Consider the following 22,236-nt stretch of genomic DNA (forward strand, 5'->3'; position numbering starts at 1 on the left):
GACGGATCGTAGTCAGCCGCGGTAGATGTCGGCGATTTCCGACGCGTACGTCTTGTGTACGACCTGACGCTTGACCTTCAGCGACGGAGTCAACTCCCCGGTCGCCTCGGTGAAGTCGTGCGGCAGCACCCGGAAGACCTTGATCGCCTCGGCCTTGGAAACCGACTGGTTGGCCCGGTCCACGGCGGCCTGGATCTCCGCGCGGATCCCCTCGTGCTGGCGCAGCGTCTCGATCCCGGTGTCGGCCGGCAGCCCGGCCGACTCCAGCCACGCCGGCAGCGCCTCCTCGTCGAGGGTGATCAGCGCGGCGATGAAGGGCTGCCGGTCACCCACCACCACGCACTGGCTGACCAGGCGGTGTGCCCGGACCTGATCCTCGAGCACGGCGGGGGCGACGTTCTTGCCGCCGGCCGTCACGATGATCTCCTTCTTCCGGCCGGTGATGGTCAGGTATCCGTCACCGTCGAGCGAGCCCAGGTCGCCGGTGCGGAACCAACCGTCGGAGGTGATCGCCTCGGCGGTGGCCGCGTCGTTGTGCCAGTACCCCTGGAAGATGAGATCGCCGACGATGAGGACCTCGCCGTCGTCGTCGATGCGGATCGTCACACCCGGCAACGGCCTACCGACGGTGCCCATGCGGGTGAACCCGGGCAGGTTGGCCGCGGCGGCCGGGGAAGTCTCGGTCAGACCGTAGCCCTCGCAGACGGTCACGCCGACGCCCCGGAAGAAGTGACCGAGCCGGGCGCCGAGTGGTGCGCCGCCGGAGATGGCGTCCCGGCAGCGCCCGCCGAGCGCGGCCCGCAACTTGCCGTAGACGAGCCGGTCGAAGAGCGCGTGCTGGATGCGCAGGGCCAGGCCGGGCCCGCCGGGTGACTCCAGCGCCTCGCTGTACGCGATGGCGACCGCCTCGGCCCGGGCGAAGATCTTGCCCTTGCCGTCGGCCTCGGCTTTCTGCTTGGCGCCGTTGTAGACCTTCTCGAAGACCCGGGGTACCGAGAGTACGAAGGTCGGCTTGAACTCCTGCAACTCGGCGACCAGGCTCTTGGTGTCCGAGCAGTGCGCCATCGTGGCCCGGGCCTGCACCACACCGATCTGGATGAGCCGGGCGAAGGCGTGTGCGAGCGGCAGGAACAGCAGCGTCGACGCGTTCGGCCCGAACAGGTTCGGCAGCACCGGGACGGCGTTGGCGATGTCGGCGTACATGTTGCGGTGCGTCAGGACGCAACCCTTCGGACGGCCGGTGGTGCCGCTGGTGTAGATGATCGTCGCCACGTCCGAGGAGCGCATGTTCGCTCGGCGGCGCCCGATCTCGGTCGGCTCGACCTCGGCGCCGGCGGCCATCAGGTCGTCCACCCCGCCCAGGTCGATCTGCCAGACGTGCGACAGCGCGGGTAGCTGGTCGCGGACGCCGGCCACAAGTGTGGCGTGCGCGGTCGTTTCCACCACCACGGCGACCGCGCCGGAGTCACCCAGGATCCAGGCCGCCTGCTCGGCACTCGACGTTTCGTAGATCGGCACGGTGACCGCGCCGGCCGCCCAGACGGCGTAGTCGACGAGCGTCCACTCGTACCGGGTGCGGCTCATCAGCGCCACCCGGTCACCCGGCTGCACCCCGGCGGCGACCAGCCCGCGAGCGACCGCAGCCACCTCGTCACGGAACTGTCGGCAGGTCACGTCGGCCCAGCCTCCCGCAGCGTCGCGGCGGACGAACTGCACCGCGTCGGGTGCGGTCTCGGCGTTGTCCCAGACCGGATCGGTGAGGTTGGCCGAATCGCCGACGGTGACGATCGGCGGGACGGTGAACTCGCGCACCTGCACTCCCTCGTGCTCGCGGGACCCGGTGGGGCCGCCACCTGCGCCGGTGGCCTCGTCGAAACCTACCTGCCCGGCCGTCCGGGAGCACATCGCAGGTGGGCGCAGCGGCACGCGGGCGGTCACCGGACGGTAGCCTCCCACCATGGCGGACTCCTCCACCCAGTCGATCATCATCGGTGCGTCACCGGACCGGGTGGCCGCAGTCATCTGTGACTTTCCGAGCTACCCGGAGTGGACCGACGCGGTCCGTGTCGCGGAGGTGGTCGAGGAGTACGAGGACGGTTACGCCAGCCAGGTCCGTTTCGTTCTCGACGCCACCGTGATGGCTGACGAGTACGTGCTGGCCTACGCCTACGCCGAGGACCTGTCCCGGATCGAGTGGCACCTGGTGGCCCCGTCGAAGATGCAGAAGGCGCAGCGCGGCTCGTACGACTTGGCGGCCGGTACCGACGGGAGCACCACCGTGACCTACACCCTGGAGGTGGAGCTCGCGGTCGGGATGCTCGGCATGTTCCGCCGCAAAGCCGAAAAAATGATCATGGATGCCGCGTTGAAGCAGCTCAAGCGCCGGGTAGAAGCATCCGGTGCGGCGCAGTGACGCGTCCGGCGACCCGGCCGCCGGGGTAGAGGAGCCCAACATGGGTGCGAAAGAACCGGGCACGGCCCGGGAAGAGGCGGAGCGGCTGGTAGCCACTCTGCTGGCCACCGTACGGATGGCCGCCACCAACCCGGCGGCGACGCCGCTGGGCCCGCTCGGCGGGCTCGTGGCCGGTGTCCTCGGTCACAACGACGCCCCGGGTGCCACTCCCGGTGGCGCCAGGAGCGGGTTCGCCACCGGAGGTGCCGAATGCTGCGTCTGCCCGGTATGTCGGGGCATCGCCGCCCTACGCGATCCGAGTCCCGAGTTCGCCGAACGGCTGGCCACCGGCACCGGGGACCTGGCCGCTGGCCTGGCCAGTTTCCTACGCGCCTTCGCTCCGGCCGAGTCGGTGGTGGCCCCGACGTCCGGGCCCGCCGCCGGGGCCACCACCGACCCGTTCGACGACCACGTGTGGCGCGAGGCGACCCGGACCGGGCATGATTCTCAGCCGGCACCGGAGCGAGACGTCTGGGCCGCCGCGACCCGGGCGGACGACGTCGCCGTCCCGGCAGCCGCGCCCGTCGACGCCGCCGGGTCGGTCACACCGGCCGCACGCCGGGCGTCGACCGAGCGTCGTGTGGTGCCCGTATCCCGGGTACCCGAGGGCGAGCCCGCACCGGGTGACGAGGCCGCACCGGACGGCCGTACCGTGCCCGGCGCACGGCAGGACGCACCAGGCGACGAGGCCTGACCACGGACGACCCGCACCACCGGTGAAGACAGGTGCGCGGGTGGCACAGCAGAGGGGAGTGGCAGCGGTGACGCTGACCATCGGAGTCGACGTCGGTGGCACCAAGGTGGCCGGCGGTGTCGTCGACGACACCGGTACGGTCCTCGTGCAGGCCCGCCGAGACACCCCCGCCGACGACGTCGGCAAGACCCGCGACGTCATCATCGAGTTGGTCGCGGAACTGGCCACCGGCCACGACGTCCAGGCGGTGGGCATCGGCGCGGCCGGTTGGATCGACGCCAGCCGTTCCACGGTGCTCTTCGCACCCAACCTGGCTTGGCGCGAAGAGCCGCTGCGGGCGTACGTCGGCGCGGCGGTCGGACTGCCGGTCATCGTGGAGAACGACGGCAACGTGGCCGCCTGGGCGGAGTTCCGTTACGGCGCCGCCCGTCACGCCGAAGACTCGATGGTGATGTTCACGATCGGCACCGGCGTCGGCGGCGGCATCGTGCTCGGCGGTGAGCTGGTCCGCGGCGCTCACGGCATCGCCGCCGAACTGGGCCACATGCTCACCGTCCCCGACGGCCACCAGTGCGGCTGCGGCCGACTCGGCTGCATCGAGCAGTATGCCAGCGGCAGCGCCCTGGTCCGCTTCGCCAGGGCCGCCGCCCGGCAGGAGCCGCAGCGGGCCGCCGCCCTGCTGGAACTGGCCGACGGGGAGGCCGAGACGATCACCGGGCCGATGGTCACCGCCGCCGCAAAGTCGGGCGACCCTGTCTCAGCCGAGGCTTTCGCGCAGGTCGGGCGCTGGCTCGGCACCAGCCTGGCGGACATGGCGCAGATCCTCGACCCGCAGATCCTGGTCGTCGGCGGTGGCGTCATCGACGCCGGTGACCTGCTGATGGGACCCACCCGTCGCTCGTTCACGGAGGCGTTGGCCCAGCGCAGCCGGCTGCCGGTCGCCGAGATCCGCCCGGCCGAGCTCGGCAACTCCGCCGGGGTCATCGGCGCGGCCGACCTGGCCCGGCGGATCTAGGTGGCCGCGCACGGCGTGCCACTGCGCGTGTTGTCCTACAACGTCCACGGCCAGCGGGACGACACCGTCGCGCTGGCCAGGGTGGTGCGCGAGACGGCACCGGACGTGGTCGTCGTCCAGGAGGGGCCGCGCCGGTTCCGGTGGCGGGAGAAGTCGGCCGCGTTGGCCGAGTCGTTCGGCTTGGTCGTCGCCACCGGCGGCCTGCCGTCGTTGGGCAACCTGGTCTTCACCAGCCTCCGGGTGCGGGTGACCGGGACCCGCTGCCGGCGGTTCCCGCTCACCCCCGGCCGGCACCTGCGCGGCGCCGCGTACGCCGACTGCCGGGTGGGCACCTCGGCCCGGTTCACCGTCGCTGGATCCCACCTGTCCACCGACCCGGCGGAGCGTCCCGGTCAGGCCGGGCTGTTCAAGCAGGACCTGGCCGCCGCGCCGTACCCGGTGATCGCCGCCGCCGACCTCAACGAGGAACCGGGCGGACCGGCGTGGCACACCGTCGCCGACGGGCTGATCGATGCGGCGGAGGCAGCCGACCGGGCCGACCGGCTCACCTACTCGTGCGCTGATCCCCGACGGCGCATCGACGCGCTGTTCGTCGACGCGCGGATCGCCGTGATCGACTACGACGTGGTCGACACTCCCCTTGCCCGGCGGGCCAGCGACCACTTCCCGGTCCTCGTCGACCTGCTGCTGCCCGCCTCCGCCTGACACCGGCGCTGCGCCGGGCTGGACATCCCGCTCCGTTGTGGAGAGGATTTCGCGCGACCCGGCACTCGTGCCGAGACGAAGGAGATCCCCCGGTGCCCACCTCCACCGAGCCCGGCCGTCCAGATCCGCAGACGAACACGCTCTCCCCCGGCCACGACGGCCGCCCGGTCTCCGACCGGGGTGACACCGTCTGCGTCATCGGCGCCGGTGCCAGCGGCCTGACCGCCGTCAAGAACCTCACCGAGCACGGCTTCGGGGTCGACTGCTACGAACGCGAGACCGGCGTCGGTGGTGCGTGGAACTGGCGGCACGACCGCAGTCCGGTGTACGCGAGCACCCACCTGATCTCGTCGCGGCCGTTCACCCAGTTCCCGGACTTCCCGATGCCCGACCACTGGCCGGACTACCCGCACCACCGCCAGCTGCTCTCCTACTTCGAGCGCTACGCCGACCATTTCGACCTGCGCCGGCACATCTGGTTCGGCACCGAGGTGGTACGCGTCGAGCCGGTCGACGACGACCGGTGGGACGTCACCACCCGCAGCACAGGCGGCTACGGCCCCGAGCGCACCTCCCGGTACGCGGCCGTGGTGGTCGCCAACGGGCACAACTGGTCGCCGAAGCTTCCCCGGTACGAGGGGCTCGAGCAGTTCCGCGGTGAGGTCATGCACGCCTCGTCGTACAAGGACTCGGCGCAGCTGCGCGGCAAGCGGGTACTGGTGGTGGGGGCCGGCAACACCGGCTGCGACATCGCCGTGGAGGCCGCCCAGCAGGCGTCCCGTTGCTGGCACTCCACCCGCCGTGGCTACTGGTACGCCCCGAAGTACGTCTTCGGTCGCCCTGCCGACCAGGTCAACGATCTGCTACTGGCGCTGCGGGTGCCGCTGCGGGTCCGGCAGTGGCTCTACCACCGGACACTGCGACTGACCGTCGGTGACCTGACCCGCTTCGGCCTGCCGAAGCCGGACCACCGGGTGTACGAGACCCATCTGATCGCCAACAGCCTGCTCGTCTACCACGTGGGCCACGGCGCGATCACCCCGGTGCCGGACATCGAGCGGCTCCACCCGCACTCGGTGGAGTTGACCGACGGCCGGCAGATCGACCCGGAACTTGTCGTCTTCGCCACCGGCTACCTGCCGCGCTTCGAGTTCCTCGACGGCAAGATCCTCGGCGACGACGAGGGCGTCGGACGGCCCCGGCTGTGGCTCAACGCCCTCGTGCCGGACCATCCCACGCTCGCGGTGACCGGGCTGCTCCAACCGGACTCCGGCATCTTCCCCCTGGCTCACTGGCAGGCGGTGCTCTTCGCCCGGCTGCTGCAGACACGCGCCAGCGCGCCGCAGCGGGCTGCGGCCTTCGCCGCCCGGGTCCGCGCCGGGGCCGGCGAACGCTACTCGGGGCAGGTCAAGGACTCGACCCGGCACTGGTTCGAGGTCGGGCACGCCGACTACCTGCGCGCGCTTGAGCGCGCCCTACGCGAGCTGGAGAGCAAGTGACCGAGCGGGTGATGCGCAGCTGGGAGTGGGCGCGGCCGGTGCGCCCGGTCCGGCGTGAGGTGCTCAGTGCCGTTCCGGAGTTGGAGGAGGGGCGGCCACCGCTACTGTTCGTGCCGGGTTTCGGCCACGGTGCCTGGGCGTACGCCGAGCACTGGCTCGGACACGTCGCGGCCCGCGGCTTCGGTGCCCACGCGGTGAGCCTGCGTGGGCACGGCGGCAGCGACCCGGCGCCGGAGGCGACCCTACGGGCGTACGCCCACGACGTGGTTCAGGTGGCGGCGAGCCTGCCCCGCCAGGCGGTGCTGGTGGGGCACGGTGCCGGTGCCCTGGTGGTCGCGCACGCCCTGGCCCGCTACCCGGCCCGGGCGGCGGTACTGGTGGCGCCGGTGTGGGGTGATTGGGTGACCTTCGGCGCCGCGTTGCGTCGCAATCCGTTCGGTACCGTGCCGGCGGTCTTCGGTGCCGGGCTCCGGCTCCACCGCAGGCAGCTGTTCAGCCGTGAGCTGCCCGACGCCGACGCCCAGCGGCACGCCGCAAGGCTGGGCCGGGCGGGCCGACGAGCCCAGTGGCAGCTGCTGACAGGTGCCGATCCGGAACCGGCGGTGGGCGACCCGCCCGTGCTGGTGCTGGGCAGCCCGGACGACCGGGTGGTGCCGGCTGCGGCGCTGACCCGGGCCGCGCGGCGGTACGGTTCGGCTCCGCTGCTTTTTCCCGGTATGGGGCACGACCTGATGCTCGACGCCAGGTGGCGGGAGCCGATCGACGCGATCCTCGACTGGCTGGTCAAGGATCCGGCCCGCGACGACCTGGGCTGAGACGTCGCGTTTTGCTGAAGCGCCGTGGGCGTGGTGGGCCGAACTCAGCCGCCGCCGAGGTGGGCGAGCATCGAACCGCTCTGGTCCAGGGTGGCCAGATAGGAGCGCGCCCAGGCCCGGATGTCGTGCTCGTGCAGGTGCGCACGCATCGCTCGCATCCGTTCGCGTACGTCGGCGGGGTTGGCCCGCAGGGCCGCGAGCAGGCCCTGCTTGAGCCCTTCCAGGTCGTGTGGATTGACCAGGTACGCCTGCGGCAGCTCGGCGGCAGCCCCGGCGAACTCGCTCAGCAGCAGCGCGCCGGTGTCATCGACCCGGGCGGCGACGTACTCCTTGGCGACCAGGTTCATGCCGTCGCGCAGCGGGGTCACCGCCATCACGTCGGCGACCCGGTAGAGCGCGGCCAGCTCGGCGCGGTCGAATGGCTGGGTGAGGTAGTGGATGGCGGGCTCGCCTACCCGGCCGAACTCCCCGTTGATCCGCCCGACCTCCCGCTCTACCCGGTCCCGGAGGATCTGGTACTGGCTGACCCGTTCCCGGCTGGGCACCGCCACCTGCACCAGCACCGTGTCGCGGACCTTGACGTGCCCGCCGGCCAGCAGTTCGCTGTACGCCTTGAGTCGCTGCTCGATGCCCTTCGTGTAGTCCATCCGGTCGACGCTGAGGATCACGTGGTCGGGGCTGCCCAGGTCGTGACGCAGCCGGCGAGCCCGGTCGGCCACGTCCGGACGGTCGGCCAGCGCGGCCATCTCCACGGTGTCGATCGACACCGGGAACGCACCGATGCGTACCACCCGGTCCTCGACCCCGATCCGTCGGTCGGTGGCCGGCAGCCCCAGCACCTTCGTGACCAGTTGGGCGAAGTTGTGTGCCGCCTGGGCGCGCTGGAAGCCGATCAGATCGGCACCGAGCATCCCGCGTAGCAGCTCGGCCCGGCGGGGCAGTTGCATGAACAGCTCCGGTGGCGGAAAGGGCACATGCAGGAAGAAGCCGATGCGCAGGTCGGGCCGGAGGGTGCGGAGCAGCCCCGGCACCAGTTGCAGGTGGTAGTCCTGCACCCAGATGACCGCGCCGGACTCGGCGACCTGCGCGGTGGCCTCGGCGAATCGCCGGTTGACCCGGAGGTAGGCGTCCCACCAGCGCCGGTGGTGCTGCGGCTGTTCGACCGCGTCGTGATAGATCGGCCAGAGGGTCGCGTTGGCGAAGCCCTCGTAGTGGTCGCGCAGGTCGTCGCCGCTGAGCGGGACGGAGTGCATCCGTACCCCGTCGATGTCGGGCAGTTCGGGTGCGGGGCCGGTCCCACCGGCCCAGCCGACCCAGGTCGCGGGGGTGTGGCGCAGCAACGGGTGCAGCGCGCTGACCAGCCCACCGGGGCTGCGCCGCCACTCGCACGCGCCGTCGGGCGCCACGCTGTCGTCGATGGGTAGGCGGTTGGCCACCACCACGAGGGAACTCTGTCGCATCTCGGGCATTCCGATCAGCAGGGGAGTGACCGCCACGAGGGGGAAGAAACCGGGCAGTCGGCGGGTGTCGTGACGTGCTGCGGTATTCCTACTGACAGTAAGTTACACCACTGTTACGCGCGTCGGCATGGGCGGTCGTCGTCCCGGTATCCGGACGGCTACCCTGCGCGCCACTCAGACGACAGCGCCGTCGTCCGGGTCGCGGTCGTCGGCGTCCCCGGGCCGCAGCCGCCACACGAGGGTGACGAAACCGGCGAGTATGGCCGTGAAACCGAGCAACGTCACGATGCCCTGGTCGGCCGGGAGCAGGCCCGGGAAGAGGAACAGCGTGAAGCCGAGCAGCACAGCGAGGATGCCAGCCATCGCGAACTTCGACACGCGGGGCAACGGCGGTGGCGGCGGCGGTACGTAGCGCTCGTCGTCCGGGTCGTCGGGCAGGTCCCCACCGAAGGTGTCCAGGCCGTCCAGCAGCGACGGCCCCTCCCCGTCGCGGGGACCACGTCCCAACGAGACTCCGGAGACGTCGGCGGCGTACGGCAGCCGGCGCACGTCGGTGGCGGTCGGGCCGGGCTCCTCGGTGCTCGGCCGGGAAGCGGTGGCCGTGCCGCCGCCGCGCCCACTGGGGTCGTCCACGTTCTCGGCGGCGGGCCACGGGTGCTCACCGGCGTCCGGTGGGGCGTGGAACCCGGCGACGATCCGTTCCCACTCGGCGTCTATGTCCGGTTCGCCACCGGCGCGAGCGTCACCGGTCTCGTCGGCGAGCTGGCTGAGGTAGTCGCGGGCGGTGCTCAGGTGCGAGCGGTCCACGTAGAGCCGGTCCACCGGTCGCGGCGGCACGGTGGTGGTGCGGGTGACCGGGTTCAGGTCGGCCGACGGTTGCAGGTAGGCGGCGATCCCGCCAGCGGCCAGCACGTCGAGCAGGTGCTCGCCGACGCGCGGGTCGACGTCGCCGGCGATCGCGTACTCGCTCGCGTCGAGACCGTTGTCCCGCCGTCCCCGGCGGGCCCCACCCGCTGACACCGGACCACCCTCCTCATCGCGCCTCCGGCGCGTTGCCACACACCCCGTGCCCTGAATCGTGACACGTCGAGGGCGGGTTCGGGGAGTGCCTTGTGGCGCGGCGTACGCCCGACCCCTTCGGGCCCCCTCGCCGCGACCGTGCCTAACACACCGCTCGCCGGCCGGGCAGCGACACAGGGTGACGGCAACCCTGGGTGCCGAAGTCCCGCTCGACCCGGCGGTACCCAACGGCCCATGTGTTCGGCGTCAACCGGCGCACAGCTGCCTGACCAGGTGCGGCAGCAGCGGTCGAAGCCGGCACGGACTGCCGATCAGCATGAAAGGTGCACAAGCGCGAGGGCTGACGCCAGAACAAGATACGGCAAGTGAGGAGACAGATGGAGGTAGATCGACACCGAACGTGACGGCGGTTTCGGGTCGAGGGCCCATCGCTGCGGGGCGTCAGGCGGCACCGGGTGCCTCGGGATCCGCGACGGTCAGCAAGCGAGGGTCTGTGCGACGTCGGCGGTCGGGTGGGCCAGAGCGAGCAGGCCCGGAGCGGCGTTGCGGTGCGCGAAGGCACGCAGTTCGGCCAGGGGTACGCCGGCCGCAGCGTGATCGCCGGCAGCCGTCAGCTCGCGTACCGCGAAGGTCAGCGCCAGCATCCGATCGGTGACATCGGGGATGCCGGCATAGATCTGGGCGGCGGTCAGATGCAGCTCGGCGGCGTGCCGATGGTTGTCGTCGAGCCCAGCCAGCGCGCCGGTCACACTCCGCAGCGCCGCCTCCGACCAGGGCGTACGGTGACCAACCTGGCCGAGCATCGCGCGTACCCGGACAGCGGACTTGCGGCCGGCGAGGCTGGCCGCCCAGCCAGCCGCAGCGATCCACTCGCCGCTGGCCAACGCCGGTACCGCCGTCCACGACTCGGCCAGCTCGTCGATCAGCGCGGCGGCCTCGTCGACGCGACCCTGCACCGCCCGGCACAGCGCCCCCATCGCGAGCATCGTCCAGTGCGGCCGGTGGAAGCCGCTGCGCCGGGCGATGTCCAACGCGGCGGCCACGTCGTCGCATTGTGGTGTGCCGGCCGGCGAACCGTCCCCCGGCGGCCCCGGCGGCACCGGCTGGCCGCGCAGCACCAGCAGGCACGACCGCAGGCCGCGTACCTGCATGTCCCAGCTGCCGGTCGGGGTGTCCACGAACGCCTCGGCGGCGTCGATCAGTCGGCCGAAGTCCCCGTCGAACCAGGCCCGCATCGCCTCGGCGGAGTAGCTGGTGCTCAGGTTCTGCCCGCTTGCGGTGCGGGCCGGCGCAGCCGAGAGCAGAGCGTCGGAGCGCAACCAGTCCCCCTCCTCCCGTACCGCGTAGGCGAGGTTCTGGGTGGCCCGGGGCAGCGCGATCAACTGACTGGACCGGCCGAACTCCACGATCGCGTACAACTCGTCGAGTCCGGCCCGGTCACCGGCCTGATACCGGGCGGTGGCCGCGGTGATCCGGGCGTTGGTGCGGATCTCGGTGAGCCCGAGTCGTTCGCCGATCTCCGCCGCCGTGTCGGCCGCCGCCACCGCCGGATCACGCTCGTAGTTCAGCATGTGCAGCCGCCCCAGCTCGGCGAAGGCGTCGGCCTTCTGCGCGCTGTCGGGCAGCGGGTCGAACAGCCGCACCGCCCGGTGCAGGCAGGCCAGTGCCGCCGGACGGTCGGCCCGCAGCCAGGCCGCCTGACCGAGCAGCGTCCAGGCCCGCGCCGCGCAGGCCTCGTCGCCGTGCGCGTGCAGTCGCTCGGCGAGCGACTGCACCTGCTCCGGCCCGCCACCGGAGAGGAAGGCGTTGCCGTCGCGGTGGAATGAGATCTCGGTACTGAGCAACTCCAGCTGGAGTCGACCCACCGGATCGGAGTCGTCGACCAGACCGAGCGCCCGGGCCGCGTGGCCAGCGGCGGCGTCCAGCCCGTGCAGCGCGTACGCCCGACGTGCCGCCCGGTGCAGCGCGGCCCGGGCCGGCGCCGCGTAACGGCGGGTCTCCATGCCCAGCGAGCGGGCAATCTCGTGCGCCGCCCAGCGGTGGTGTGCCAGCACCTCGGCCAGGTCGGTCTCCCGGCTCTGGGACAGCGTGTCCAACCAGTCGGCGGTGCGTTCGTGCCGGGCCACCCGCTCGGCTCGGGGTAACCGCTGGTAACACACGTCGCGGACCAGGACGTGTCGGAAGCGGTACTCCGGCTGACCGGCCATCGTGGAGGCGGCCTGTTCGTGGACGAAGTCCCGCTGTTCCAGTCGACGCAGGGCACGCTCGACGGATTCGACCGGCTGTCCGACGGCGGCGGCCACCGCACCGGGCCAGAACTGCACTCCGACGACCGCGGCGGCCAGCAGCACCGCACGGTCCTTCGCGTCGAGCAGGTCGACCCGATTGGCGATGACCGCGTGCACACTCTCCGGCATCGGCAGATCCAGGTGCCTCTCCAGCGACCAGCCGCGCCCGGACTGCCGCAGGGCGCCCTGCTCGATAAGCATCCGGACGTACTCGTGGGCGTAGAGTGGATTGCCGCCGGCCACCTCGATCAGCGGGGTCAGCAGGTCGGCGGGGAACGCGGCCTGGCCGAACATGTGGGTGTACAACGCGGCGATGCCGGTGTCCCGCAACGGCGGCAGGGCGATGGTGACCGAACCGGTGATGGTCCCCGCCCAGCTCGGATCGCGGTCGACGAGCTCGGGGCGGGCGGTGCACAGCAGCAGCAGCGGTACGTCCCGGGCCGCCGCGCCCAGCAGCTCCACGAAACGCAGCATCGCGTCGTCGGCCCAGTGCAGGTCCTCGAAGACCAGCACGGTGGGGCGGCTGGCGGCGAGGGCCAGCAGGAACCGTCGCCATGCCGATTCCGCTTCCTCCGCGGGCAGTGGGTTGCCGGCCAGCCCGACAAGCGGACGCAGCGCGTCGGCCACCCGTTCCCGCTCTGCGACGCCGACCAGCCTGCTCACGGCGGCGGCGAGGCGTTGCGCGGCGCTGGCGGCCGGATCGGTGTCCAGGATGCCCGCCTCGGTCTTGACGATGTCGGCAAGCGCGGCGAACGTGACGTTCTCACCGAACGGTGGACACCTGCCGATCCGCCAGGTCAGCGGCTCGTCCACCAGCCGGCCGGTGTGCCGGTGCAGCTCACGGACCAGCCGGCTCTTGCCGATGCCGGCCCGACCGAAGACGGTCACCACCTGGGGTCGGCGGTCGCGCAGGCTGCGGTGCAGGGCGTTGATCAGCATGCCCAGCTCGTGCTCCCGATCGATCAGGGGAGTGGTGTCGGACTCCCGATCGGTGGGCTGCCGGCGGATGGCGGACCGGGCCAGCCACACCTCGGTCGGTGCGGACCGGCCGCGCAGGGTGATCGGGGGTCGCCCGTCGTACCGGATGGTGTCCCGGGTCAGCGCGTGAGTGGCACCGTCGACAAGAACCCCGCCGGGTGGCGCCGCGGACTGCAACCGGGACGCGGTGTTGACCACGTCTCCGGCGACGATCGCCTGACCACCGTCGCGGGCGGCAGCCACGTCGACGAGGGCCTCCCCGGTGGCCACCCCGACCCGGAAGCGCAGTCCTTCCGTGCCGGTGGGCGTGAAACGGGTCAGTACCCGCTGTAGTTCCAGCCCGGCCCGGACACACCGCAACCCGTCGGTTTCGGTGGCCACCGGCGCACCGAACAGCGCCATCACCGCGTCGCCGATGTACTTCTCCACCACGCCGCCGTACTGACCCACCACCCGACGGACGGCGGAGAAGAAACCGGTCTGCATGCCGCGGACCAGCTCCGGATCGGCCCGCTCTACGTACGGGGTGAAGTCGATCAGGTCGACGAAGAGCACGCTGACCCGGCGACGATCCTCCTGGCTGGTGGGGCCGGACAGGTCCGTGCCGGTGCGAGGTGCGCCGCAGGAGGTGCAGAAGGCCACGTCCGGCGCGAGGGGGCGCAGGCAGTGCGGACAGACGGCAGCGAGTTCCGCGCCGCAGCCACCGCAGAAGCGGTCGCCCTCGGCAGCGGTACGTCCACAGCGGTCACACTGCGCGGCGATGACACCCTCCAGTGGCAGGCCCCGACGCCTCGGGGCGCAGCGTCGAGTATCCCTGTCCGCCGCACTGTCGGGTACCGGGCTGTTGGCTTGTGGACACTCAGCCGGGCAGCTCCCGCCGCTTCGGAACGGCTAGATTCAGGCGGCCGATTCGTTGACCGCCGATCAGAAGGACAGCTCCATGGTGTACGTGATGCTGAAGAGTGACTGGACCGACGGTAGCGGGGTCGCCCACTCCGCGGGTGACTCGGTGGACGTGGACGCCGCGACCCTGGCGCAGTTGCAGGCGCAGGGCATCGTCGGCGAGGTGCCCGGCGGTGGCAAGGACGGCACGGACTGGGCCGGTCCCGGTGGCACCGACTGGGCCGGACCGGGCAGCACCAAGCCCTGACCGGGGGGCAGCGACGGGCGGGCCGGGACGATCGTCCCGGCCCGCCCGCCTTCGTCGGTGCCGGTCGCTCAGCGTTCGTTCATGCCGGCCCGGCGGCGAAGAGCGGGCACGTCGGTGACCACGATCCGCCGACCCTCGGTGCGCAACCAGCCCCGGTTGGCGAACGAGCCGATCGCCTGGTTGACGCTCTGCCGGGAACCACCGGCCATCTCGGCGAGCTGACTCTGGTTCAGCTCGATGGTGATCATCGGCGCCTGGCTCTCGCCGGCGAGTCGGACCAGCGTCTTGGCCACCCGGCCAGGCAGGTCGAGGAAGACGTGGTCGGCGTTCTGCTCGGTCAGCCGGCGGATCAACGCGCCGAGGGACCGCATCACCGCGTCGAGGATCCGCGCATTCGAGTGGACCAGCTCCATGAAGGCCGGCCGGGACAGTGCCAACGCGGCGGTGTCCTCGATCGCCTCGGCCGAGGTCGACCTGGTCGAGGCGTCCAGCAGGGACACCTCACCGAGCACGTCCGGCGGGCGCATCACGGTCAGGATCGCCCGTTCGCCGGTGGGGGCGGTACGGAACACGGCCACCGCGCCCCGGCGCAGGATGATCAGTGACTCGCCCGGGTCGTTCTCCACGAACAGCAGCTGACCCTTGCGGTACGTCCGGGGCACCGCGGCAGCGACCACCCGCTGGCGAACCTCCGGTTCGAGCCCGGCGAACATGTCCACGCCGGTGAGCGCGTCACCCGGCTCCGGCAGGCGCATCTCCACGGCCCCACCCCTCCCCCGGTCAAGGACCCCAACTCGCTCACCGGGTGAGCCTGAAGGCCCTGACGAGGTGATCCGACACCCGTTCGGCGTCCGGCAGCGGTAACACATCAGATCATGACGGTCCGGTCGCGTGCTGTACACCCCTCAATTCACTTCCGTGACCGGTTCGAGCCGGGTGTGGCGCTGCGACGACGGCTGGAAGCGCTCCCGGTGTCGCCGACCCGATCGACGGGCCGCGACGACGATCGGCGAGGATGGTCGCGATGGCCTACCGCTACTTCTACGACTGCGAGTTCATCGAGGACGGCCGGACCGTCGAACTGGTCTCGATCGGCGTCGTCGACGAGTACGACCGCGAGTTCTACGCGGTCTCCACCGAGTTCGACGCGTCCCGCGCGGTGCCCTGGGTGCGTCGCAACGTACTCGACAAGCTGCCCTCCCCGGCCGACCGGGCGTGGCGGTCCCGCGAGCGCATCCGCGATGACCTGTACGACTTTCTTCTCGAGCCGATCCGGGGACGTCCGGGCGAGGAGGTGGAACTGTGGGCCTGGTACGCGGCGTACGACCATGTGGCGTTGGCGCAGTTGTGGGGCGCGATGCCGGCGCTGCCCCGGGAGATACCCCGCTACACCAAGGAGCTGCGGCAGTTGTGGGACGACCGGGGGCGGCCCCCGTTGCCGACCGCTGCGGCGGCCCGGCACGACGCGCTGGTCGACGCCCGGCACAACCTGGCCCGCTGGCGGGCGATGACCGTCGGGACGGCTACCGGCCGGTAGTGGGGCGCTCTCCGAGCCGTACCGGGCGGCGACTACAGTTCGTAGGGACGGCCCGCCCCGGGCCGGCAACGGTGCCGAGGGTCCGCGCTGACACATATCCTGGGGCTTGATCGGGCTTGACCAGATGCTCCCCAGGAGGATGAGCAGATCATGCGTATCGGCGTGCTCACCGGCGGCGGCGACTGCCCAGGTCTCAACGCGGTCATCCGGGCGGTGGTCCGTAAGGGCGTCGCCAGCTACGGCCACGAGTTCGTGGGTTTCCAGGACGGTTGGAAGGGCCCACTGGAGGGGCTTTCCCGCCCGCTCGGCATCGCGGAGGTCCGTGGCATCCTGCCCCGGGGCGGCACGATCCTCGGCTCCTCCCGGACCAACCCCTTCAAAATCGAGAACGGCGTCGAGCAGATCAAGGACAACCTTGCCGCGCAGGGCGTCGACGCTCTCATCGCCATCGGCGGTGAGGACACCCTCGGCGTCGCCACCAAGCTGCACGAGCTCGGCGTCAATGTGATCGGCGTGCCGAAGACCATCGACAACGACCTCGGCGCGACCGACTACACGTTCGGTTTCGACACCGCCGTCAACATCGCCATGGAGGCGATCGACCGGCTGCACACCACCGCCGAGAGTCACCACCGCACCCTGGTGGTCGAGGTGATGGGCCGGCACGCCGGTTGGATCGCCCTGCACGCGGGTCTGGCCGGCGGCGCCAACGTGATCCTGCTGCCGGAGCGGAACTTCGACGTCGAGCAGGTCGCCGGGTACGTCGAGAAGCGTTTCCAGCACCAGTACGCCCCGATCGTCGTGGTCGCCGAAGGCGCCCAGCCGCTGGAGGGCCAGATGGTCCTGCAGAATCAGGAGCTGGACGCGTTCGGGCACGTGCGGCTCGGTGGCATCGGCCAGTGGCTGGCCGAGCAGCTGGAGGCCAAGACCGGCAAGGAGGCCCGCACCGTCGTGCTCGGCCACATCCAGCGTGGCGGCACCCCCACCGCGTTCGACCGGGTGCTCGCCACCCGGCTGGGGCTGCAGGCCATCGACGCCGTCCACGAGGGCGACTGGGGCAAGATGGTCGCGATGCATAGCACGAACATCGTCCGCGTTCCGCTCGCCGACGCCACCGCCGAGCTGAAGACCGTTCCGCTGGAGCGGTACGCCGAGGCCGAAGTCTTCTTCGGTAGCTGAACGTCGTCCGGCGTCGCGGCGGGCCACCGGGCCCGCCGCGACGCCGGCTCACGAAGGGGGTACGCCAGTTGTCAGCCGGGGCGCACACGATCGCGGTGATCGGTGCGGGCAAGATCGGCGAGCTGGTGCTCTCCGGGCTACTGCGATCGGGTTGGCCGGTGGACCGGCTGCGGGCGACCGCCCGCCGGCCGGGCCGAGCCGAGGAACTCGCCGCCCGCTACGGCGTCCGGGTGGTCGACAACCTCACCGCCGTGCACGAGGCCGAGGTGCTGGCTGTCTCGGTGAAACCGCAGGACGCCGCCGCACTACTTGACGAGATCGGGCCCAACGTTCCTGCCGGCAAGCTGCTGGTCTCACTCTGTGCCGGCCTACCGAGCGGTTTCTTCAGCCGCCGGTTGCCCGAGGGCATCCCGGTGGTGCGGGTGATGACCAACACCCCCGCCCTGGTCGACCAGGCGATGACCGCGATTTCCGCCGGGGCGTATGCCACCGGTGAGCACCTGGCGTTGGCCGAGGAGATGTTCAAGCCGCTGGGCGTCACGATCCGGGTACCCGAGTCCCAGCAGGATGCGGTGACGGCCCTGTCCGGTTCCGGCCCGGCGTACTTCTACCTGCTGGTCGAGGCGATGACCGACGCCGGCATCCTGCTCGGCCTGCCCCGCCAGGTGGCGCACGACCTGATCGTGCAGACCGCGATCGGGTCCGCGGTGATGCTGCGCGACTCCGGTGAGCACCCGGTGAAGCTGCGCGAGGCGGTCACCTCACCCGCCGGCACCACCATTTCCGCGATCCGCGAACTGGAGAATCACGGCGTCCGCGCCGCCCTGCTGGCCGCCCTGGAAGCCGCCCGCGACCGCGCCCGCGAACTAGCCACCCAAGCCGACTAACCCACCCCACCCACCCCACCCACCCCACCCCACCTATCCGGCGTTGATCATGAGGTTGGCGGCGGGAGTTGATCTTAGAACTGCCGCTAACCTCATGATCAACGCCGGATAGGTGCTTTTGGGGTGTACCGGAGGGTGGTGGGGGGTCGGGGTGGCAGGCGGGTGGCGCATACTGGCGCGGTGTTCACTCTCGCCCAGGCCCGGCACCTGGTGGCCACCCTGCGTCCTCGGATCGACGAACTGATCCGGGCCCGGGCCGACCTGGCCGAGTTGCAGGCCGACCTGGCCGGCCACGGGCTCAGCGCACTCGGCGGCCGAGCCGAGGTCAAGGGCCTGGAGGCGCGGCTGTACGCGGTCCTCGACGAGATCCAACAGCACGGTATCGAGGTCAAGAGCACGGCACCGGTTCTGCTCGATTTTGCCGGTGAACGTGAGGGCCGACAGGTGCTCTGGTGCTGGTTGGAGGGCGACACCGACGTGCGCTGGTACCACCGCGCCGATTGTGGCTTCGCCGGCCGCCGCCCGATCTGACCCTGGCTCGGCCGGAGCCCGCAGCGCCCGCTCACCCGTCGTGCCGACCCGACAGCTGCCGGGTCGCAACGACCCGCAGACGTGCGGTGCACCGACCGGCAGTGGGCGGCACGGGAGGCACCGGCTGGGACGGAGACGCGAGAGTGGCTAGTCTCTGCCGGTGAGTGGAGGCGCGATGCGGCGAGGTGGGCGCTGATGTTCACCATAGCGTTGGGTGAGGACGCCGAGCTGCGACCGTTGAACCCGTGGCACGCCGAGGAGTTCCTGGGCAATCTGGACCGGGCCCGGGAGCACATCTCGCCGTGGGTGTCGCCGTCCTTCGTGGCCACCGACCTCGACGGGGCGCGGCAGGTGCTTCGGCGTTACGCCGACCGGTGGGCCCGCGACGACGGGGGCATCTGGGGGATCTGGTCGGGCGGCATCCTGGTCGGCGGGGTGTTGCTGGTGTCGCTCGACGCGGCGACCGGGGTGTGCGAGGCGGGTTGCTGGCTGGAACCGGCCGCCGAGGGGCGGGGGCTGGTGACCCGGGCGGTGGGACGGCTCATCGACTGGGTGCTCGTCGAGCGTGGGCTGCACCGGGTGGAGTGGCGCACCGATGCAGGCAACGTGCGCAGCATCGCGGTGGCCCGTCGGCTGGGCATGCGCCGCGACGGTGTCCTGCGGGAGATGTTGCCGGGGCTGCGGGGCCGCGTAGATCTGGAGGTCTGGTCGGTGCTGGCCCCCGAGTGGCGGGCCTGGCGCGCCGGCACCGCGTCGCGCTGAGTCGAACGGCAGTTCGCGGGCGGGGTGCGGGCCTGCGGCCGGGTCAACCGGCGTCCGCGAGCGCGGCGCGCAGCATGCCTGCGCCGGCCGGGGTTTCCCTGGTCCCAGTTCGCCGGGTCGGTGGAGTAGATGACGCCGTAGGCCGGGGTGTCCGGCTGGAAGCGCCAACTGTCGGCGAGGGTGCCCACGTCCACCGACCATGCAGTTTGGGTCGTTTCAAAGGGTGTGAAAGCCCTGAAAGGGCGACCACAACTGCATGATCGACGAGGCGGGGGGCTTACGCGGGGAGGTTCTTGTCGATCGCGGTTCGTAGGGCGGGGTCGTCGGGGGTGACGGTGGGGGCGAAGCGGGCGGCGACGGAGCCGTCGGGGGCGACGAGGAACTTCTCGAAGTTCCAGCGGACGTCGCCGGTGTGACCGTCGGTGTCGGCGGTGTCCACCAGGGCCGCGTACAGGGGATGACGGTCGGGGCCGTTGACGTCGACCTTCTCGGTGATCGGGAATGTCACGCCGTAGTTGACCGCACAGAACTCGCTGATCTCCGCCGCGTTGCCCGGCTCTTGGCCGGCGAACTGGTTGCACGGCACGCCGAGCACGGTCAGTCCACGATCGGCGTGCTCGTCCTGAAGGGCCTGCAGGCCCGCGTACTGCGGGGTGAGGCCGCAGCGGGAGGCGACGTTGACGATTAGTAGGACGCGTCCTCGGTACTGCGCGAGGTCGGCCGGGCCGCCGGTGAGGGTGCCGATCGGAATGTCGAAAACGGTCATGTCCGGAGGCTACCGCCGGGTTCACATCCGTGGGCGGAGTGGGTGCCGGCCAGGTTACCTGTCGGTACCCGGGCTGTGGCCGGCGGTGATGTGGTTGCGTCGGATCGACTCCCCTGGTCTCGATCGATACATGTACATCTTGACGAAGTGGTTGCCGGTGAGTAGCGTCTCCTCATCATTTAGGAAAGTTTACTAACTGTTTGGAGGTGCCACATGAAGAGGTCGCTTCGCCGGGCCCTCTGGGTCGGCGCCGTGGTCGCGGTGACCGTCGCCACGGTCCCGATGGCTTCGGCGTTCGGCGCCGCAAGCGTGACCACCTCGTTCACCCGGGTGTCGGACTGGGAAACGGGGCACGAAACCCGGGTCACCATCACCAACGGGTCGAACGCCAGCGTCAGCACCTGGCGTGTCGAGTTCGAGCTGCCCCCGGGCACCAGCATCGGCAGCTCCTGGGACGCCGACGTCACCCGCGACGGCAACCGCTATGTGGCGGTCAAGAAGAGCTGGGCCGGTGCGCTCGCCCCGGGCGCCTCCTTCAGCTGGGGCTACAACGGCACCGGTGCGTACCGGGCACCGCTGAACTGCACCATCAACGGCGCTTCGTGCGGCGGCGGCAGCACGCCGCCGACCACCACCGCACCGCCCACCACGACCCCACCCACGACCACGCCCCCCACGACCACGCCCCCGACCACCACGCCGCCGAACCCGGGCGCGCAGAAGGTGGTCGGCTACTTCGCCCAGTGGGGCGTCTACGCCCGCAACTACCACGTGCGGAACATTCACACCAGCGGCTCGGCGGCGAAGCTGACGCACATCCTTTACGCCTTCGGCAACACCACCGGCGGGCGCTGCACCATCGGGGACAGCTACGCCGACTACGAGAAGGCGTACACCGCGGCGGAGAGCGTCGACGGAGTCGCCGACACCTGGGACCAGCCGCTGCGCGGCAGCTTCAACCAGCTGCGCAAGCTCAAGAAGATGTACCCGAACCTGAAGGTGATCTGGTCGTTCGGCGGCTGGACCTGGTCCGGCGGTTTCACCCAGGCCGCACAGAACCCGACCGCCTTCGCCGAGAGCTGCTACAACCTGGTCGAGGATCCGCGCTGGGCGGACGTCTTCGACGGCATCGACATCGACTGGGAATACCCCAACGCCTGCGGCCTGACCTGTGACGCCAGCGGCCCGAACGCGTTCAAGAACGTGGCCGGGGCGCTACGTTCCCGGTTCGGCGCGAACAACCTGGTCACCGCCGCGATCACCGCCGACGGCAGCAACGGCGGCAAGATCGACGCCACCGACTACGCCGGTGCCGCCGCGCACCTCAACTGGATCATGCCCATGACGTACGACTACTTCGGCGCCTTCGCTCCGCAGGGTCCCACCGCTCCGCACTCGCCGCTCTACTCGTACTCCGGTATCCCGCAGCAGGGCTTCTGGTCCGACGCGGCGGTCCAGAAGCTCAAGAGCAGGGGCATCCCGGCCAACAAGTTGCTGCTCGGTGTCGGCTTCTACGGCCGTGGCTGGACCGGCGTCACCCAAACCGCGCCCGGTGGCGCTGCGACCGGGCCGGCACCCGGCACCTACGAGCAGGGCATCGAGGACTACAAGGTGCTCAAGAACACCTGCCCGGCAACCGGCACCGTCGCCGGCACGGCGTACGCCAAGTGCGGCAGCAACTGGTGGAGCTACGACACCCCGGCGACCATCGGCGGCAAGATGACGTACGCCAAGAACCAGGGCCTCGGTGGCGCGTTCTTCTGGGAGCTTTCCGGTGACACGAGCAACGGTGAGCTGATCGGCGCCATCAAGGGCGGCCTCGGCTGAGCCGACGGCCGACGCACCACCCACACGACGGGGAGGGGGCCCCGCACCGGCCCCTCCCCGTCCGGCGTGTCCGGGGCGATCTCGAAGCCCGGATGGCGGTGTGACAGACTCGCCGCTCGACCGTGTCTCGATGTCCGTGTCGAGGGAGATGACGATGGTGGTCACGTACCGGCGTCCGGCGATCGCCGCTGCGCTGCTCGTCAGTCTGCCGTTCGTGCTTGTCGGCTGTGGGCCTGTCGGTGGCGGGACCGAGGCGGAGCAGCCTGGACGGGCGCCGGCCGAGGAGGCGGTGCTGAAGTCCCGTGAGCGGGTGCAGGCGTACCTCGACGCGATGGCAGCCAAGGACGTGGCCGCCGGTCGCAGCCAGCTGTGTGCGGTGCTGCACGATGCGTTCGACGCCGCCGCCACCGCGCCGAACGGCGACTTCGCCGACCACTTCGAGGTGTCGAAGTCCGAGATCACCGATATCCGACCCGGTCCGTCCGGCCAGCAGGTCAGCACTGCGGTCACGGTTACCGTCAGCAAGAAGAAGGCGACCCGGCCGCTGCTGTTCACCGTGACCCGTGACGGGCTGGACTGGTGCATCGCCGACGAGCGGCCCGGCGCGCACAGTCCCGCCGCGACGCCCACCCCCTGATCTGCGGGGTCGTCGAGGATCGTCCATCTGCCGG

General features: G+C 71.1%; 20 protein-coding genes. 14 read left to right on the forward strand and 6 right to left on the reverse strand.

Annotation, left to right across the window (positions count from 1 at the left end):
* Positions 1-12: 12 nt before the first annotated feature.
* Positions 13-1,812 carry a long-chain fatty acid--CoA ligase gene (locus HCA58_RS03335; RefSeq protein WP_169596611.1) on the reverse strand — a complete coding sequence of 600 codons (1,800 nt, stop codon included), beginning with the start codon at positions 1,810-1,812 and terminating at the stop codon, positions 13-15.
* Between the two features lie 145 nt (positions 1,813-1,957).
* Between HCA58_RS03335 and HCA58_RS03340 the strand changes: the two genes are divergently transcribed.
* From HCA58_RS03340 to HCA58_RS03365, 6 genes are all read left to right on the forward strand, one after another.
* Positions 1,958-2,413 carry an SRPBCC family protein gene (locus HCA58_RS03340; RefSeq protein WP_169596262.1) on the forward strand — a complete coding sequence of 152 codons (456 nt, stop codon included), beginning with the start codon at positions 1,958-1,960 and terminating at the stop codon, positions 2,411-2,413.
* A gap of 40 nt (positions 2,414-2,453) precedes the next feature.
* The gene (locus HCA58_RS03345; RefSeq protein WP_169596263.1) at positions 2,454-3,146 is read left to right on the forward strand and encodes a hypothetical protein; all 693 of its coding nucleotides are present in this window, start codon (positions 2,454-2,456) and stop codon (positions 3,144-3,146) included.
* A 67-nt stretch (positions 3,147-3,213) separates the two neighbouring features.
* Entirely contained in the window at positions 3,214-4,161 is a 948-nt protein-coding gene (locus HCA58_RS03350) for an ROK family glucokinase (protein WP_169596612.1), read from the forward strand.
* Positions 4,162-4,866, forward strand: a complete 705-nt coding sequence (locus HCA58_RS03355; RefSeq protein WP_169596264.1) for an endonuclease/exonuclease/phosphatase family protein — start codon at positions 4,162-4,164, stop codon at positions 4,864-4,866. It begins immediately after the preceding gene.
* A gap of 92 nt (positions 4,867-4,958) precedes the next feature.
* Positions 4,959-6,365 (forward strand): NAD(P)-binding domain-containing protein, encoded by a 1,407-nt coding sequence (locus HCA58_RS03360; RefSeq protein ID WP_169596265.1) that lies wholly within the window; start codon positions 4,959-4,961, stop codon positions 6,363-6,365.
* Positions 6,362-7,180, forward strand: a complete 819-nt coding sequence (locus tag HCA58_RS03365) for an alpha/beta fold hydrolase (protein ID WP_169596266.1) — start codon at positions 6,362-6,364, stop codon at positions 7,178-7,180. Before HCA58_RS03360 ends, HCA58_RS03365 begins: the two co-directional genes overlap by 4 nt.
* A 44-nt stretch (positions 7,181-7,224) precedes the next feature.
* On the opposite strand, the gene HCA58_RS03370 is transcribed toward HCA58_RS03365, so the two are convergent.
* The 3 genes from HCA58_RS03370 to HCA58_RS03380 form a co-directional block, all read right to left on the reverse strand.
* Positions 7,225-8,640: a trehalose-6-phosphate synthase gene (locus HCA58_RS03370; protein WP_169596613.1), complete on the reverse strand. Its 1,416-nt coding sequence runs from the start codon at positions 8,638-8,640 to the stop codon at positions 7,225-7,227.
* Between the two features lie 174 nt (positions 8,641-8,814).
* Positions 8,815-9,660, reverse strand: coding sequence for a DUF308 domain-containing protein (locus HCA58_RS03375; protein ID WP_169596267.1), 846 nt, complete (start codon positions 9,658-9,660; stop codon positions 8,815-8,817).
* Positions 9,661-10,136: 476 nt separating this feature from the next.
* Positions 10,137-13,706: an adenylate/guanylate cyclase domain-containing protein gene (locus HCA58_RS03380; protein ID WP_346775870.1), complete on the reverse strand. Its 3,570-nt coding sequence runs from the start codon at positions 13,704-13,706 to the stop codon at positions 10,137-10,139.
* A 160-nt stretch (positions 13,707-13,866) separates the two neighbouring features.
* On the opposite strand from HCA58_RS03380, the gene HCA58_RS03385 reads away from it, so the two are divergent.
* Entirely contained in the window at positions 13,867-14,076 is a 210-nt protein-coding gene (locus HCA58_RS03385; RefSeq protein ID WP_169596268.1) for a hypothetical protein, read from the forward strand.
* Positions 14,077-14,144: 68 nt separating this feature from the next.
* On the opposite strand, the gene HCA58_RS03390 is transcribed toward HCA58_RS03385, so the two are convergent.
* Positions 14,145-14,837: a Crp/Fnr family transcriptional regulator gene (locus HCA58_RS03390; RefSeq protein WP_093401197.1), complete on the reverse strand. Its 693-nt coding sequence runs from the start codon at positions 14,835-14,837 to the stop codon at positions 14,145-14,147.
* 263 nt (positions 14,838-15,100) lie between these two features.
* On the opposite strand from HCA58_RS03390, the gene HCA58_RS03395 reads away from it, so the two are divergent.
* The 5 genes from HCA58_RS03395 (at position 15,101) to HCA58_RS03415 (ending at position 18,972) form a co-directional block, all read left to right on the forward strand.
* On the forward strand, positions 15,101-15,613 hold the full coding sequence (locus tag HCA58_RS03395) for a polyadenylate-specific 3'-exoribonuclease AS (protein WP_169596615.1): 513 nt from the start codon (positions 15,101-15,103) through the stop codon (positions 15,611-15,613).
* Positions 15,614-15,763: 150 nt separating this feature from the next.
* Positions 15,764-16,792 (forward strand): 6-phosphofructokinase, encoded by a 1,029-nt coding sequence (locus HCA58_RS03400; RefSeq protein ID WP_169596269.1) that lies wholly within the window; start codon positions 15,764-15,766, stop codon positions 16,790-16,792.
* 68 nt (positions 16,793-16,860) lie between these two features.
* On the forward strand, positions 16,861-17,679 hold the full coding sequence (gene proC / locus HCA58_RS03405; RefSeq protein WP_169596270.1) for a pyrroline-5-carboxylate reductase: 819 nt from the start codon (positions 16,861-16,863) through the stop codon (positions 17,677-17,679).
* Positions 17,680-17,859: 180 nt separating this feature from the next.
* Complete coding sequence (locus tag HCA58_RS03410) at positions 17,860-18,210, forward strand: DUF2203 domain-containing protein (protein ID WP_169596271.1); 351 nt, start codon at positions 17,860-17,862, stop codon at positions 18,208-18,210.
* A gap of 195 nt (positions 18,211-18,405) precedes the next feature.
* A complete protein-coding gene (locus tag HCA58_RS03415) occupies positions 18,406-18,972 on the forward strand; it encodes a GNAT family protein (RefSeq protein WP_169596272.1) in 567 nt (188 codons plus the stop codon).
* Positions 18,973-19,249: 277 nt separating this feature from the next.
* On the opposite strand, the gene HCA58_RS03420 is transcribed toward HCA58_RS03415, so the two are convergent.
* A complete protein-coding gene (locus tag HCA58_RS03420) occupies positions 19,250-19,738 on the reverse strand; it encodes a glutathione peroxidase (protein WP_169596273.1) in 489 nt (162 codons plus the stop codon).
* A 213-nt stretch (positions 19,739-19,951) separates the two neighbouring features.
* Between HCA58_RS03420 and HCA58_RS03425 the strand changes: the two genes are divergently transcribed.
* Entirely contained in the window at positions 19,952-21,565 is a 1,614-nt protein-coding gene (locus HCA58_RS03425; RefSeq protein WP_169596274.1) for a glycosyl hydrolase family 18 protein, read from the forward strand.
* Positions 21,566-21,719: 154 nt separating this feature from the next.
* Positions 21,720-22,202, forward strand: a complete 483-nt coding sequence (locus tag HCA58_RS03430; protein ID WP_169596616.1) for a hypothetical protein — start codon at positions 21,720-21,722, stop codon at positions 22,200-22,202.
* Positions 22,203-22,236: the final 34 nt, after the last annotated feature.

Origin of the sequence: Micromonospora sp. HNM0581 (genome assembly GCF_012726175.1) — a bacterium.
In the GTDB taxonomy this organism is placed as follows: domain Bacteria; phylum Actinomycetota; class Actinomycetes; order Mycobacteriales; family Micromonosporaceae; genus Micromonospora.